Origin of the sequence: Oceanibaculum nanhaiense, from assembly GCF_002148795.1 — a bacterium.
Classification (GTDB): domain Bacteria; phylum Pseudomonadota; class Alphaproteobacteria; order Oceanibaculales; family Oceanibaculaceae; genus Oceanibaculum; species Oceanibaculum nanhaiense.
In genome coordinates this window covers 186,416-200,024 of sequence record NZ_MPOB01000006.1, presented here as the reverse complement: position 1 = coordinate 200,024, position 13,609 = coordinate 186,416, and the positions used below count along the sequence as shown (strand labels likewise).

Sequence of the window (13,609 nt, the reverse complement as noted above, 5' to 3'; positions counted from 1 at the left end):
AATTAGACCTTAGGAGCAGTATCTGCCGTGCAAGTAGTCGTCCGTGACAACAATGTCGACCAGGCCCTCCGCGCCCTCAAGAAGAAGATGCAGCGTGAAGGTGTCTTCCGGGAGATGAAGCTGCGCCGTAATTACGAAAAGCCGTCCGAGAAGCGCGCCCGCGAAAAGGCGGAAGCTGTGCGCCGGCATCGTAAGCTGCTGCGCAAGCGCCTGGAGCGCGAGGGCTTCTAAACAGCCCTTCTTCCCTTGCACGGGACATGATGAAGCCGCCTCGGTGAGGCGGCTTTTTGTGTTGGCGTAAGGGGTTATTCCTCCGCCAGCGTGCGGAGGTTCTCGCCATTCAGGCGGAAGAAGATTTTCTCCTCCCGCCGCTGCGCGCCGATGGAATCGTAGAAGCGCAGCGTATCCGGACTGCCCGTCTCGGCCGTCCAGTCGATGCGGGCGTAATCGCGTTCCAGCGCCAGCGCCGCGATCCGGCGCATCAGCTTGCGGCCCAGCCCATGGCCGCGCCAGGCGTCCCGCACGAACAGATCCTTGATGAAGAAGGCCGGCCGCGAGGCGTTGGTGGAATAGAGCGTCGCCAGCGTGGCGATGCCGGCGGCCTGCCAGCCCTGACCCTCATCGATCTCCGCCAGCAGAATCTCGAATTTGGCCGAGCCGCCGAAATCATGCTGGCGCAGCCCGGCTTCCGTCGCTTCGACGGTCTGCGCATCCGGCGAGCGGTAATACAGGTCGATGTCGCGGATCAGCCCGGCGATGGCCGGGATATCCTCAGCACCGGCCAGACGCAGGCGGATGTCCGTCATCGTCCGGCAGGGGGCTAGAAGCCGAACATGTGGTCAAGGCTGAAGGCGCCGTCCGGGCCCGCCTCGCGGATCAAACCGTGGAAACCGAACAGCCTGCAGGTCACGTCGCGGATCAGGATATAGGCGCCGTCGCCGGCCTTCGCCCGCGTGGCCTCGTCGAACACCTCGGAATAGCGGAAGAAGAAGCTGCCGGAACAGGCGATCTCCACCCGCTTTGTCGCGATCTCCGCACCCGCGGCGGATGTCAGCACCAAGTCCGTCTGTGACGTGCCGTGCCATGGTGTGGAGGCCGGGTAGATCAGATGGCAGATGGTGTCCAGCGGTTCGGAACCGAGGCGCAGGAACAGCCGGGTCGAAAGGCCGGGCGCGCGGCCGGCATAGCTCTGCGGCTCGTTTTTATAGGTCAGCACCGTGTTGAAGATGTGCGCGCCGAAGCTGGAATCGGCGGCATGGCCGGTCAGCTTATCGCGATAGCGGAACAGACCGTGCAGCCAGCCATCGCCGGCGCCGCCATCGGCGAAATCGTACAGCAGCTCGACATGGCCATAGCCGCCCTTCAGTTGGCCGTCGATCATCTCTTTCAACTCGACCGCCACGCTGTCGCTGCGCTTCAGCGTGCCGAGGCGCTGCTGCGCCACCTCGCGGCCCGTCTCGTCATAGATGGCGACCGAGACCGGCAGCGTGTCCTGGGTCGTCGCCATCGGCGTCGGCAGCAGCACCGATTCGAAGCGGTCTGTCGGCAGCACCGGGGCCGGCAGCACGAAGCCCTTGCCCATCAGGTTGGAAATCTCCGGCAGGCGCGGATCGGGCTTCAGATCGACGCGCTCCACATTGGCATGGGCGATGCGGCGGCGGCCATTCGCCTGCACCACCTCATAGCGCGGGCGGACGATATATTTGCCGGCCTGGATCTCGATCTGTTGCGGCCAGCGCGCATCGGGCAGCAGCTCGGCCACTTCCAGCGCATGACTGCCGAAGCCGGGGATTTCCCGGTCGAGCCAGGCGATCTCCGGGCTACCCATCAGGTTCAGGCCGATGCCGCCGGCCGGGATCGGGCTGGGATGGGCGTTCTGCAGCCACAGCAGCACTTTTTCGCCCTCCGCCGGGGCCGGCAGGCCGGCATAGAAATCGGCGGGCCAGGCATTGGCGTCATGGGTACAGGACAGCACCGAGGGTTCGTCGCCATAGGTGTCCAGCGCGTATTTCACCACATCATGGCCACGCACGCCGATAGCGTGCAGGAACAGACTGCCGCAGAAATCGCCGAGGCCGAGCCGCGCGCGGATTTGCCGGCTGTCCAGCACCACGCTGGCGGCGGCGTCCGGCAGGCTCTCGCGCCAGTCGGCCAGACGGTTGCCCTCGGCATCGAACAGGCAGCACCAGAGCGACACGCCCGTGGCGCCATAGCCGGCCCAGTAATTCGCCGTTACCACGCGGGTATGATGGCCGCCTTCGTCGCGGAACAGCGCGATGTTGGTGGCGAAGTTCAGCGGATCGAGATAAGTGCGCCGGTTGGTCAGCATCGCCTCGGGCAGGCGGGCATCGTCCAGCGAGACGATTTGCGCCCCTGCGGGCACCAGATGGCGGATATGGTCGATCAGCCGGGCCGCATCGTAGGCGGCGACGAACACCGCTTTCGCGCCGCTGTCGCGCAGCGCCGTCACCGGCTGCGCCGGCTGGCCGAGCAGGCTCTCGCCCACCTTGTCGATATTCTGGACATAGAGGCCGGCGAGGCTCAGCGCGCCAAGGCCGTGGATTTCCGCGAAGGGTTGCAGGAAGCCCAGCGGATCATAGATTGCGACCGGCCCGGCCTTGCCCAGCTTCTTCAGCAGCGCCGTGATCGGCGCCAGCGAGAGCGGATGGCCGATCGCCTTGAAGAAGGCATGCCCGCCGGTCAGATTGTTGAAGGTCTCGATCTTCAGCGCCATGTCGCGTCGCTTTTCGGTTTCTTGTTATCGGGAGAAAGCGGCGCCGGTCAGGCCGGCAACAGCTTCTTGAAGAAGGCGGAAATCCGGTGCCGGCTGCGGCTGGCGGCCACGGCTTCCTCGCTGACCACCCAGTTCAGCTGGATGGAGCGGCGCTGGCCGACGAAGGGCTTGTGGCCGTGCCAGGCATTCTCCACGCATTTGAAGGCGACCATGGTGCCGAAGCCGGGCGAGACCTCGGCGACGTAATCCTCCAGGTCGGAGGGGGAGCGCAGCATGCGCAGCTTGCCGCCCTCGGCGCCATCCTGCCAGTCGGCGTTCAGGTAGATCAGCACGGTGATCAGCTTGGTCTTGCTGTCGGTGTGGATGCGGCCATCCTTCTCCCGGCTCATGCCGCGCAGGGTGAAGGTGGTGGGCCGGTCGGTCAGGTCGATTCCAAACTTCGCGGCGAAGGCATCGCGCACGGCATCGCCTTGCAGTTCGTCGATCAGTGCCTGCATGGCCGGGCCGGGGCTGACGGTGGACAAATCGAAGCTGCCGCCCTTGCCGATGTCGGGGAAGTCGCGCCCGATCTCGGCGGCCAGTTCGGGCTGCACGAAATTATCCAGCACCAGATAGGGGAAGGGGTCGCTTTCCAGCGTCTTCGCGCGAAAGGAGTCGAGGTCGATCATGCTCATAGCGGGCCATCCATTTGCCTGATCGAATATGTACGGCCCGCCGCCGTCAATTACAACGCACCGTCATGATTCACGGTGTCGCAGCGCCAGCCTCCGCGTCACCTCGGCGGCGGCGCGGGCGGTCTCGTCCAGCGGCGTGTAGGTCCAGTCCTCCAGCGCGCCGGTGAAGGGCCTTGTATAGCCGGCTTCGCGCATCGCGTCGTGGAACCGCCCGAACTTGGCGCTGCCGCTGCCTTCCAGCATGACGACATGCACCGGCTTGCCGGTGGCGCAGGCTTCCGAGACCATGTTCACCGAATCGCAGGTGACGACCAGATGGTCGGCGAGGCCCAGATAGCCGAAATAGGGGTTCTCGCCCGTACCGTCCCAGACCACAGCCGGCGCGCCGGCCAGCCGGTCGCGCAGCCGGCGTTCGTTTTCCGCACCGGTGCGCCGCGAGGGCGTGACGGCAAGCCCGACACCGCGCTCCCGCACCAGGGCCAGCAGCCTGTCGCTGAGATCGTCGATGGCGGCCCTGTCCAGCCGGTAGCGGTCGTTGCTGCCGCCGACCGAGACGGTGACCAGCGGGCGCGGCAGATGGGCCAGCTGCGGCGCGAACTTTGCTGCCTCCGCATCCAGGCGGGCGCGGGTGACGCGGTTCAGCGAGCCGAAGGTGGTGAACACATTCTCGCCGCGCACCGTGTCATGTTCCGGCACGATCATCAGGTCGAAATGCCGGGGATCGACCTTCGGGTCCTGGATCTGCACGGTAAAGGTCCTGCCGCCGCTCGCCTTGCGCATGGCAATGGCGGGGCCGGCCGACTGCCGGCCGCTGGCGATCAGGATATCGGGGAAGGGCGGGTCCAGACGGTCGCCGTCCGGCCCGGCGGCGGAGAGCGAGGCCCACAGCGGCGATGGCGGCAGCCAGCGCCAGGGCAGGGCAGGGGCGATGCGCTTCACCACCGGCTCGATGCCCAGCGCCTCGGCAAGACCGATGGCCTGAATCTCCATGCCGACCTTGCCGTCGGTCACCACCCAGCAGGTCAGTGCGGATGTGTTCATTGCGGCGTGAATCCCGAAAGCGCTGTAAAGGGGCGGCAAACTGACATGCCGGGCTGCTTCCGGCAAGCCGCCAGCGGAAGCGGGGCGGGTAAAAAAATTGCGCAACATAATTGCACGACTTGCGGCTTGTTGTTATATAGTTGCGCAAATTTGGGCCAGTATGGATGCCCGAAATCAAACCCCGTCACTCTTCAAGGAAGCCTTATGCCGACCCGGCGCGTGAAACTCGACCGTATCGACCGGCGCATCCTCGACGATCTGCAGCAGCAGGGCCGGATGACCAATGTGGATCTGGCGCGCCGCGCCGGCATCTCTGCACCGCCCTGCCTGCGCCGCGTGCGCGCGCTGGAGGAGGCGGGCTTCATCCGCGGCTACCACGCCGATATCGCGCCCGAGCTGCTGGGCTACGAGCTGACGGTGTTCGCGCTGATCGGCCTGTCCAGCCAGGCCAAGGCCGATCTGCGCATCTTCGAGGATACCGTCAATGGCTGGGCCGAGGTGCGCGAGTGCCACATGCTGGCCGGCGAGGCGGATTTCCTGCTGAAGGTCGTGGCGGAGAACTGGGACGCCTACAAGACCTTCGTGGACGAGCGGCTGACCGCCGCCCCCAACGTGAACCACGTGAAGACCATGCAGGTGCTGCAGACCACGAAATACGCGCCCGGCGTGCCGATCGACGTGGACGCGGTCGAGGAGTAGGGGCTACTCCGCCGCTTCCAGGTTGGTGCGTTCGACACGGGCGGCGCAGAATTTCAGCTCCGGTATCTTGCCATCGGGATCGAGCGCCGGGTTGGTCAGGAAATTGACCGCCGCCTCGGCATAGCAGAACGGAATGAAGATCGTGCCGCTGGGCACGTCGCGGTCGGCGCGCGCCTTCAGCGCGATGGCGCCGCGCCGTGTGCGCACGCGGATCGTGTCTCCCGGTTCGATGCCGGCCGTCACCAGGTCGGCGGGCGACAGATGGCAGAAGGGTTCCGGCTCGATGGCGTCCAGCACGGTGGCGCGGCGCGTCATCGCCCCGGTATGCCAGTGTTCCAGCACTCGCCCGGTGGTCAGGATGAACGGATATTCCGTGTCCGGTATCTCGTCTGGCGGCACGATGTCGGCGGCAACAAAGCGCGCCTTGCCGCTTGCCGTCGGGAAACCGTCGCCGAAGATCACCTCCTGCCCCGGATCGTCCGCACTGTCGCACGGGTAGGTGACGGAGCCCTCGCGTTCCAGCCGGTCCCAGCCGATGCCCCGGATCGAGGGCATCAGGCCGCGCGTCTCCTCATAGGCGTCGCGCGGGTGGCCATAATTCCAGCCGAGGCCCAGCCGGTTGGCGAGTTCCTGGATGATCCACCAGTCCTGCCGCGCCTCGCCCGGCGCATCGATGGCCTTGCGGCCGATTTGCACCTGCCGGTTGGTGTTGGTGAAACTGCCATCCTTCTCCGGGAAGGCGGTGGCCGGCAGGATGATATCGGCGAAGGCGGCGGTCTCGGTCAGGAAGATTTCCTGCACCACCAGATGATCCAGCTTTGCCAAAGCCTCGCGCACATGGGTCTGGTCCGGGTCCGACATGGCCGGGTTCTCACCCATGATGTACATGCCGCGTATCTCGCCGCGATGGGCGGCATTCATGATCTCGACCACGGTCAGGCCCTTGTTGGGGGCGATGGCGGCCGCCCATTCTGCCTCGAAGGCATCGCGCACTGCCGCGTCCTCGACCGGCTGGTAATCCGGCAGGAACATCGGGATCAGCCCGGCATCCGACGCCCCCTGCACATTGTTCTGGCCGCGCAACGGGTGCAGCCCGGTGCCGGGCCGGCCGATCTGGCCGGTCAGCAGCGCCAGCGCGATCAGGCAGCGCGCATTGTCGGTGCCGTGGGTGTGTTGCGAGATGCCCATGCCCCAGAAGATCATCGCCGCCTTCGCCGTGGCATAGAGCCGTGCGACCTCGCGGATACGCTCGGCGGGAATGCCGCAGACACCTTCCATCTTCTCCGGGCTGAAGGCGGCGGTGCGGGCCTTCAGCTCCTCGAAGCCCTCGGTGAAGCGCTCGATGTAGGCGGGGTCGGTCAGCCCTTCCGCGATGATGGTGTGGATCATGCCGTTCAGCAGCGCGACATCGGTGCCGCCCCGGAATTGCAGATGCAGATGGGCGTGGCGCGTCAGCCCCTGGCCACGCGGGTCGATGACCACCAGCTTCGCGCCGCGCTTCACGGCGTTCTTGATGAAGGTGGCGGCGACCGGATGGTTCACCGTCGGCGTGGCGCCGATGACGATGATGACGTCGGAATTTGCGCACTCATAGAAGGGCGCGGTCACCGCGCCGGAGCCGATACCCTCCATCAGCGCCGCGACCGAGGAGGCGTGGCACAGCCTTGTGCAGTGATCGATATTGTTGGTGCCGAAGCCGGTGCGCACCAGCTTCTGGAACAGGTAGGCCTCCTCGTTCGAGCCCTTGGCCGAGCCGAAGCCGGCCAGCGCGTTCGGCCCGTTCGTGTTGCGGATGCGGGCGAGGCCGGATGCTGCGACTTCCAGCGCCTCCTCCCAGCTTGCCTCGCGGAAATGGGTCAGCGGGTTGGCGGGATCGACCTCCAGCGCGCGCTGCTTCGGCGCATCCTCGCGGCGGATCAGCGGCCTGGTCAGCCGTTCCGGCGAATGCACATAGTCGAAGCCGTAGCGCCCCTTCACGCACAGCCGGTTGTGGTTGGCTGGCCCGTCGCGGCCCTTCACTGCAAGGATTCGGTTATCCGATATTTGGAAGGTTAGCTGGCAGCCGACGCCGCAATAGGGGCATAGGCTGTCCACTTCGCGCTCCGGCTGCTTGGCAGGCAGGCCGTCCTTCTTCAGCAGGCTTGCCGGCATCAGCGCGCCGGTCGGGCAGGCCTGCACGCATTCGCCGCAGGCCACGCAGGTGCTGTCCCCCATCGGGTCGCCGAAATCGAACACGATCTCGGCATGGTGGCCGCGCCCGGCCATGCCGATCACGTCATTCACCTGTACCTCGCGGCAGGCGCGAACGCACAGGTTGCACTGGATGCAGGCATCCATGTTCACGGCGATGGCGGGGTGGCTGGAATCAGGATTCGGGCGCGCGGCGCGCTTCGGGAAGCGGCTGTCGGCGATATCCATCGCCTCGGCCCAGTGCCAGAAGCCGCTGGCCGGATCATGCGCCTGTTCTCGCGCCGGCTGGTCGGCCAGCAGCAGCTCGAAGATGGTGCGGCGCGACGCTTTGGCGCGCTCGGAGGCGGTCTTCACCTTCATGTCCGGCGCGGGTGCGCGGATGCAGGAGGCAGCCAGCGTGCGCTCGCCCTCGATCTCCACCATGCAGGCGCGGCAATTGCCGTCGGGCCGGTAGCCGGGGGCTGGCTTATGACAGAGATGCGGTATCTCGATGCCCAGACGCTGTGCGGCCTGCCACAAGGTCTCGCCAGGCGCAGCCTCGACCGCGCGCCCGTCCAGGGTGAAGCGGATGGCGTCCGTCATGGCTCCCTCCGTGCCGCAATATCTTCGGGGAAGAATTTCAGTACGCTGGTCATCGGGTTGGGGGCCGCCTGACCCAGCCCGCAGATCGAGGCGTCGCGCATCGCCTGCGCCAGCTCGCCCAGCAGCGCCTCGTCCCATTCCGGTTCCGCCATCAGGGTCGCCGCCTTTTCGGTGCCCAGCCGGCAGGGCGTGCACTGGCCGCAGCTCTCATGGGCGAAGAAGCGCATCAGGTTCAGGGCGGCATCGGCGGTGTTGTCGCGGTCGGACAGGATGATGACGGCGTGGCTGCCGACGAAGCTGTCATGCTCGGCCAGGGTGCCGAAATCGAGCGGGATGTCGGCGAGGCTGGCCGGCAATATGCCGCCCGAGGCGCCGCCTGGCAGATAGGCCTTGAATCTGTGGCCGTCCGCCATGCCGCCGCAATATTCCTCAATCAGCTCGCGCGTGGTGATGCCGGCCGGCGCCAGCTTCACGCCTGGTTCCTTCACACGGCCAGAGACGGAGAAGGCGCGGATGCCCTTGTGGCCACGCCGGCCCAGCCCGGCGAACCAGTCCGGCCCATCCTGCAGGATGTCGCGCACCCAGAACAGCGTCTCGACATTGTTCACCAGCGTCGGCCGGCCGAACAGGCCCTTCTCCGCAACATAGGGCGGGCGGTGGCGGGGCAGGCCGCGCTTGCCCTCGATCGATTCGATCATCGCCGATTCCTCGCCGCAGATATACGCCCCGGCACCGCGCCGCAGATGAATCCGGATATCACCGGCGATGCCGGATTCGCGCAGATGGTGCAGTTCAGTGGCGAGGGTGGCGCGCAGATGCGGATATTCGTCGCGCAGATAGAGATAGATGTCGTCGCAGCCGGTGACCGTCGCCGCGATCAGCATGCCCTCGAACAGCCGGTGCGGATCGCGCTCCATATAGAAGCGGTCCTTGAAGGTGCCGGGCTCGCCCTCATCGGCGTTGATAGCCAGATATTTCGGGCCGGGCTGGGCGCGAACCATCGCCCATTTCCGGTCGGTCGGGAAGCCGGCGCCGCCGAGCCCGCGCAGTCCGGCGGCACCCAGCTGTTCGATGATGGAATCGGCGGTCAGCCGGTCCTCGCGCAGATCGTGCAGCAGCGCGTAGCCGCCGCCCTCGATATAGGCGTCCAGCTCGTCATAGGGCACAGTCTCCGGCAGCGGGAAGGGGCCGCCGGCACGCAGCATCTCCGCTGTGCAGCCGGTCAGCTGGGTGCGTCCATAGGCGACGACGGGGCCCTTGTCGCAGGCGCCCATGCAGGGTGCGCGCAGGACGCGGCGGCCGGCGGGCGGGTTGGCCTGCAGATCGGCGATGATCGCCTCGGCGCCGTTCATCTGGCAGCTCAGGCTGTCGCAGATGCGGATCGTCAGGCCGGGCGCCTCCTCGCCTTCCTTCACCACGTCGAAATGGGCGTAGAAGGTGGCGACTTCGTACACTTCCGCCATCGGCAGGCGCATCAGATGGGCGAGCGCCGCCAGATGCCGGGCTGAGAGATGGCCGTAATGATCCTGGATGACGTGCAGATGCTCGATCAGCTGGTCGCGGCTTTTCGGACGGTCTTCCAGCAGCCAGTCGAGTTCCGCCAGCGCCTTCGGATCGACCTGCCGCCCTTTGGCGAAGGCGCGCGCCCGGCGCTGGCCCGCCTCGCCGTCGCGGCCTGCAAGTTTCCCCAATTGGCGGCCCGGCCGATGGGATACGGGGGCAATGGCTGCGGCTTCGCCTGACGGCTTCTCTCCGTCCTGCGGCATGGCTTTCTCCCTCATGATTCTCAGGTCTTATGTGTTGTCTGACCCGTTTACAGCCTAGGCCTAGCGCGATCCGTCACGCTTCGTCCAGCGGAACCAAAGCGATCACGTCGCCATTTATCAATTGTTTACCCACATGCTCGAAATTGACGGTGATGCGGTTGCCGATCACGGATTGAACCTGCCCTGTGCCCCAGTCCGTTTCTGTCGGGTGGCGCACCAGGGCGCCCGGAACCAGGGTGTTCACGCCGCGATGGGGTGAGGGGGGATATCGGTTGGAATTCATGCCGGTTTCTGAGCCTCGTCTCGTTTATTGCGCTCAAGGCGGGCAGGATAGAGCAAAAGGAGACGCGAATGCAGATCGAGTTGCGGGTCATGGATCTTTTGATCTCCCGCCTGTGCCACGACCTGATCAGCCCGGCCGGCGCCATCGTCAATGGCATCGAGCTGGTCGAGGAGTTCGGCGAGGATGATATGGCTGACGAGGCGATGTCGCTGGTCGGTCGCAGCGCGCGTCAGCTCTCGGCAAAGCTCAGCCTGTTCCGTGTCGCCTTCGGCAGCGCCGGCGAACGCGACAATTTCCCCGTCGATGAGTGCCGCCGCCTGCTCGACGGCTATCTGCAGGAGGGCAAGGTGAGGCTCGACTGGAGCCTCGACCGCCTGCCGCCGGAACCGGGTGGCGCCCGTCTGCTGCTCCTGCTTGGCATTATAGCCGCCGAATCCCTGCCGCGTGGCGGGCTGTTGCGCATCGAGGGCGGCCCGATGGGGGGAGCGGTGGGTGACCCGGCGGCGTTCCGTGCCCTTGCGCAAGGTGAAGGTGCGAAGCTGGAGGCAGCCACGGAAGGGGCGCTGGAGGCGGGCATGGCCGATTCAGGCGCGCCGGCTGAACTTGACGCCCGGGCAGCGCCGGCCTATCTCGCCGGCATGCTCGCGGCCCGGCGCGGAAATCGGGTGCACATTGTCAGGGAAGCCGGCGCCATAACCTTGTCTGTATAGGCCGGCGCGGTCGGCAAGAATCGGCAATAAAGCGCGAAATGTCGATTGCGTACGATTTTACGAAAAATCTTTTCCCTCGTTTACTAAGTTTTAAAGGTCCTGTTTCAGTATGGGGGTCATTGGTTAATATGGTCGTGGCGAAATCGTCGCTGACGGCGCTCTCGCGGCTACATGATTTAAGGACGGTCTAGCATGGATGATCTGCTCAACGAATTCCTGACGGAGACGGTCGAAAATCTAGGAACGCTGGATGTTGAGCTGGTGCGCCTGGAGCAGAACCCGAACGATCCGGAACTGCTCAGCAATATTTTCCGCATCGTTCACACCATCAAGGGCACCTGCGGGTTCCTGGGGCTGCCGCGGCTTGAAGCCGTCGCCCATGCATCGGAGAACGTGCTGGGCCGGTTCCGCGATGGCGAGCTGGAAGTGACGCCGCAGGCGGTGACGCTGATCCTGGCCTCGCTCGACCGTATCAAGATGATCATCCAGACGCTGGAGCAGACCGAGGCCGAGCCGGAAGGCGAGGACAATGATCTGATCGCGGCCCTCAACGCAATGGCGGCGGGCGAGACCAGCATCACCATCGAATCCGTTGCCGAGACCGCCACCGCCGCCGAAGAGCCTGTGATGGCCGCTGAGGAAGAGGTCGTGGCGATGGGCGGCGGCGATGCTGAAATCGGCACGCGGCCGGGTGAAGTATCGCTGGACGAGCTGGAAGCGGTTTTCATGGCGACGCCCGGGCCGGAAGACATGGCCACGTCGCAGCCCGAGCAGGAAGATGAGCCGGTGGTTGCCGCCGTGCCGAGCAAGCCGGCCGCCGTTCCGGCTGCCAAGAAGCCTGCGACAGAGGTCGCGCGGAACGCCGATGAGAGCAAGGACTCCTCGGTCGCCAACCAGAATATCCGCGTCTCGGTCGAACTGCTGGAAAACCTGATGACGATGGTCAGCGAGCTGGTGCTGACCCGCAATCAGCTGCTGCAGATCATGCGGCGCTACAAGGATTCGGAATTCACCGTGCCGTTGCAGCGGCTCTCGCAGGTGACATCGGAACTGCAGGACGGCGTCATGAAGACCCGCATGCAGCCGATCGGCAATGCCTGGGCGAAGCTGCCGCGCATCGTGCGTGACCTGTCGCACGAACTGGGCAAGAAGATCGATCTGCGCATGCTGGGCGCCGATACCGAACTTGACCGTCAGGTGCTGGAGCTGATCAAGGATCCGCTCACCCACATGGTGCGCAACTCCGCCGATCACGGCATCGAATCGATTGTCGACCGTGTGGCGGCCGGCAAGCCGGATACCGGCGTCATCACGCTGAACGCCTATCACGAAGGCGGCCATATCATCATCAAGATCAACGATGATGGGCGCGGCCTGAACATCGAGAAGATCAAGCAGAAGGTGCTGCAGAACGGGCTGGCCACCGAGGCCGAGCTCGAAGGCATGACCATGCAGCAGATTCAGCAGTTCATCTTCAAGGCCGGCTTCTCGACGGCGGCGCAGGTGACTTCGGTCTCCGGGCGCGGCGTCGGCATGGATGTGGTGCGCACCAACATCGAGAAGATCGGCGGCACCATCGAGCTCAACAGCCAGGAAGGCAAGGGCTCGACCTTCATGATCAAGATCCCGCTGACGCTGGCCATCGTCTCGGCGCTGGTCGTCGAATGCCGGGGCGAGCGTTTCGCAATTCCGCAGATCAGTGTGGTCGAGCTGGTGCGGGCGTCGAACAATTCCGAGCATCAGATCGAGATGCTGAACAATGTGCCGGTGCTGCGCCTGCGCGACCGCCTGCTGCCGCTGGTCTCGCTGGCGAAGATGCTCGACATGGACTCCGTGGAGACCGACGGCGAGCGCGACAGCTTCATCGTCGTTACCCAGGTCGGCACCTACACCTTCGGCATCATCGTCGATCGCGTGTTCGATACCGAGGAAATCGTGGTGAAGCCGGTGGCGCCGATCCTGCGCTCGATTTCGCTGTTCTCGGGCAACACCATCCTGGGCGATGGCAGCGTCATCATGATCCTCGATCCCAACGGCATCGCCGCGGCGACCGGCGAGATCGGCGTGACGCTGGACGAAAAGCGCAGCGAGACCCTGGCCATCGACTCCAGCGCCTCGCGGTCGCGGACCTCGCTGCTGGTGTTCCGCGCCGGCGATGACAGCCCGAAGGCGGTGCCGCTGGCCCTGGTGGCGCGCCTGGAGGAGATCGACTGCTCCAAGGTCGAATGGTCGGATGGCCGTCCGGTGGTGCAGTACCGCGGCCGTCTGATGCCGCTGGTGCCGATCTTCGACGGCTATCAGGTGAAGACCGAAGGCACCCAGCCGGTGCTGGTGTTCGCCGAGAAGGAGCGGTCGATGGGCCTGATGGTGGACGAGATCGTCGATATCATCGAGGACCGCATCGAAATCAACATGAAGACGGACCGGCGCGGCCTGATGGGCAGTGCCATCATCGGCGGCAAGGCGACCGAGATCATCGATGCCGGCCACTACCTGTCGCAGGCCTTCGCCGACTGGTTCGACGCCGATGCGACGGCGCCGGAGGACATGAAGGATATGACCGGCAAGCGCGTGCTGCTGGTCGATGACAGCCCGTTCTTCCGCAACCTGCTGACGCCGCTGCTGACCGTGGCGGGCTATGAGGTCACGGCTGCGGAGAACGCCAATGTTGCCTTGTCTTATTGCGAGGAAGGCCGCGACTTCGACGTCATCGTCAGCGATATCGAGATGCCCGGCATGAACGGCTTCGATTTCGCCAAGGCGGTGCGGGGAAGCCGCTGGGAGGACGTGCCGATGGTGGCGCTGTCTTCGCACACCAGCCCGCGCGACCTCGACCGCGGTCGTGAGGCCGGTTTCAACGATTATGTCGCGAAAGACGACCGTGACGCTCTGCTGCAAACCCTGTCGCAGACCATCGGGATCATGTGAGG

11 protein-coding genes are annotated in these 13,609 nt (G+C 65.4%); 4 read left to right on the top strand and 7 right to left on the bottom strand.

All coding sequences use genetic code 11. The annotated features are described in order from the left end of the window. The first annotated feature begins 27 nt into the window (after window positions 1–27). Window positions 28–231 (top strand): 30S ribosomal protein S21, encoded by a 204-nt coding sequence (gene rpsU, locus BKM74_RS12385; RefSeq protein WP_008945746.1) that lies wholly within the window; start codon window positions 28–30, stop codon window positions 229–231. Between the two features lie 74 nt (window positions 232–305). Here the strand turns inward: rpsU and BKM74_RS12380 are convergent, their stop codons facing one another. From BKM74_RS12380 to BKM74_RS12365, 4 genes are all read right to left on the bottom strand, one after another. Then, the gene (locus BKM74_RS12380) at window positions 306–806 is read right to left on the bottom strand and encodes a GNAT family N-acetyltransferase (protein WP_086466025.1); all 501 of its coding nucleotides are present in this window, start codon (window positions 804–806) and stop codon (window positions 306–308) included. Between the two features lie 14 nt (window positions 807–820). Then, the gene (locus BKM74_RS12375; protein ID WP_086466024.1) at window positions 821–2,734 is read right to left on the bottom strand and encodes a hypothetical protein; all 1,914 of its coding nucleotides are present in this window, start codon (window positions 2,732–2,734) and stop codon (window positions 821–823) included. Window positions 2,735–2,781: 47 nt separating this feature from the next. Next, the gene (locus tag BKM74_RS12370; protein WP_086466023.1) at window positions 2,782–3,408 is read right to left on the bottom strand and encodes a 2OG-Fe(II) oxygenase; all 627 of its coding nucleotides are present in this window, start codon (window positions 3,406–3,408) and stop codon (window positions 2,782–2,784) included. Between the two features lie 63 nt (window positions 3,409–3,471). Then, on the bottom strand, window positions 3,472–4,449 hold the full coding sequence (locus BKM74_RS12365) for a mitochondrial fission ELM1 family protein (RefSeq protein WP_086466022.1): 978 nt from the start codon (window positions 4,447–4,449) through the stop codon (window positions 3,472–3,474). Between the two features lie 204 nt (window positions 4,450–4,653). On the opposite strand from BKM74_RS12365, the gene BKM74_RS12360 reads away from it, so the two are divergent. After that, window positions 4,654–5,148, top strand: coding sequence for an Lrp/AsnC family transcriptional regulator (locus tag BKM74_RS12360; RefSeq protein ID WP_086466021.1), 495 nt, complete (start codon window positions 4,654–4,656; stop codon window positions 5,146–5,148). Between the two features lie 3 nt (window positions 5,149–5,151). On the opposite strand, the gene fdhF is transcribed toward BKM74_RS12360, so the two are convergent. From fdhF to BKM74_RS12345, 3 genes are all read right to left on the bottom strand, one after another. Continuing rightward, the gene (gene fdhF, locus BKM74_RS12355) at window positions 5,152–7,920 is read right to left on the bottom strand and encodes a formate dehydrogenase subunit alpha (protein ID WP_086466020.1); all 2,769 of its coding nucleotides are present in this window, start codon (window positions 7,918–7,920) and stop codon (window positions 5,152–5,154) included. After that, window positions 7,917–9,611 carry an NAD(P)H-dependent oxidoreductase subunit E gene (locus BKM74_RS12350; protein ID WP_086466178.1) on the bottom strand — a complete coding sequence of 565 codons (1,695 nt, stop codon included), beginning with the start codon at window positions 9,609–9,611 and terminating at the stop codon, window positions 7,917–7,919. Before BKM74_RS12350 ends, fdhF begins: the two co-directional genes overlap by 4 nt. Window positions 9,612–9,759: 148 nt before the next feature. Continuing rightward, window positions 9,760–9,969 (bottom strand): DUF3553 domain-containing protein, encoded by a 210-nt coding sequence (locus BKM74_RS12345; RefSeq protein ID WP_086466019.1) that lies wholly within the window; start codon window positions 9,967–9,969, stop codon window positions 9,760–9,762. A 68-nt stretch (window positions 9,970–10,037) separates the two neighbouring features. Between BKM74_RS12345 and BKM74_RS12340 the strand changes: the two genes are divergently transcribed. Continuing rightward, window positions 10,038–10,679, top strand: a complete 642-nt coding sequence (locus BKM74_RS12340; RefSeq protein ID WP_086466018.1) for a histidine phosphotransferase family protein — start codon at window positions 10,038–10,040, stop codon at window positions 10,677–10,679. Window positions 10,680–10,871: 192 nt separating this feature from the next. Continuing rightward, on the top strand, window positions 10,872–13,607 hold the full coding sequence (locus tag BKM74_RS12335) for a hybrid sensor histidine kinase/response regulator (RefSeq protein WP_086466017.1): 2,736 nt from the start codon (window positions 10,872–10,874) through the stop codon (window positions 13,605–13,607). Window positions 13,608–13,609: the final 2 nt, after the last annotated feature.

Excerpts from the sequence above, each read along its gene's own strand:
- BKM74_RS12360 (WP_086466021.1), top strand. The coding sequence starts at position 4,654 with ATGCCGACCCGGCGCGTGAAACTCGACCGTATCGACCGGCGCATCCTC.
- fdhF (WP_086466020.1), bottom strand. The coding sequence starts at position 7,920 with ATGACGGACGCCATCCGCTTCACCCTGGACGGGCGCGCGGTCGAGGCT.
- BKM74_RS12375 (WP_086466024.1), bottom strand. The coding sequence starts at position 2,734 with ATGGCGCTGAAGATCGAGACCTTCAACAATCTGACCGGCGGGCATGCC.
- BKM74_RS12345 (WP_086466019.1), bottom strand. The coding sequence starts at position 9,969 with ATGAATTCCAACCGATATCCCCCCTCACCCCATCGCGGCGTGAACACC.
- BKM74_RS12380 (WP_086466025.1), bottom strand. The coding sequence starts at position 806 with ATGACGGACATCCGCCTGCGTCTGGCCGGTGCTGAGGATATCCCGGCC.
- BKM74_RS12365 (WP_086466022.1), bottom strand. The coding sequence starts at position 4,449 with ATGAACACATCCGCACTGACCTGCTGGGTGGTGACCGACGGCAAGGTC.
- BKM74_RS12340 (WP_086466018.1), top strand. The coding sequence starts at position 10,038 with ATGCAGATCGAGTTGCGGGTCATGGATCTTTTGATCTCCCGCCTGTGC.
- BKM74_RS12335 (WP_086466017.1), top strand. The coding sequence starts at position 10,872 with ATGGATGATCTGCTCAACGAATTCCTGACGGAGACGGTCGAAAATCTA.
- BKM74_RS12370 (WP_086466023.1), bottom strand. The coding sequence starts at position 3,408 with ATGAGCATGATCGACCTCGACTCCTTTCGCGCGAAGACGCTGGAAAGC.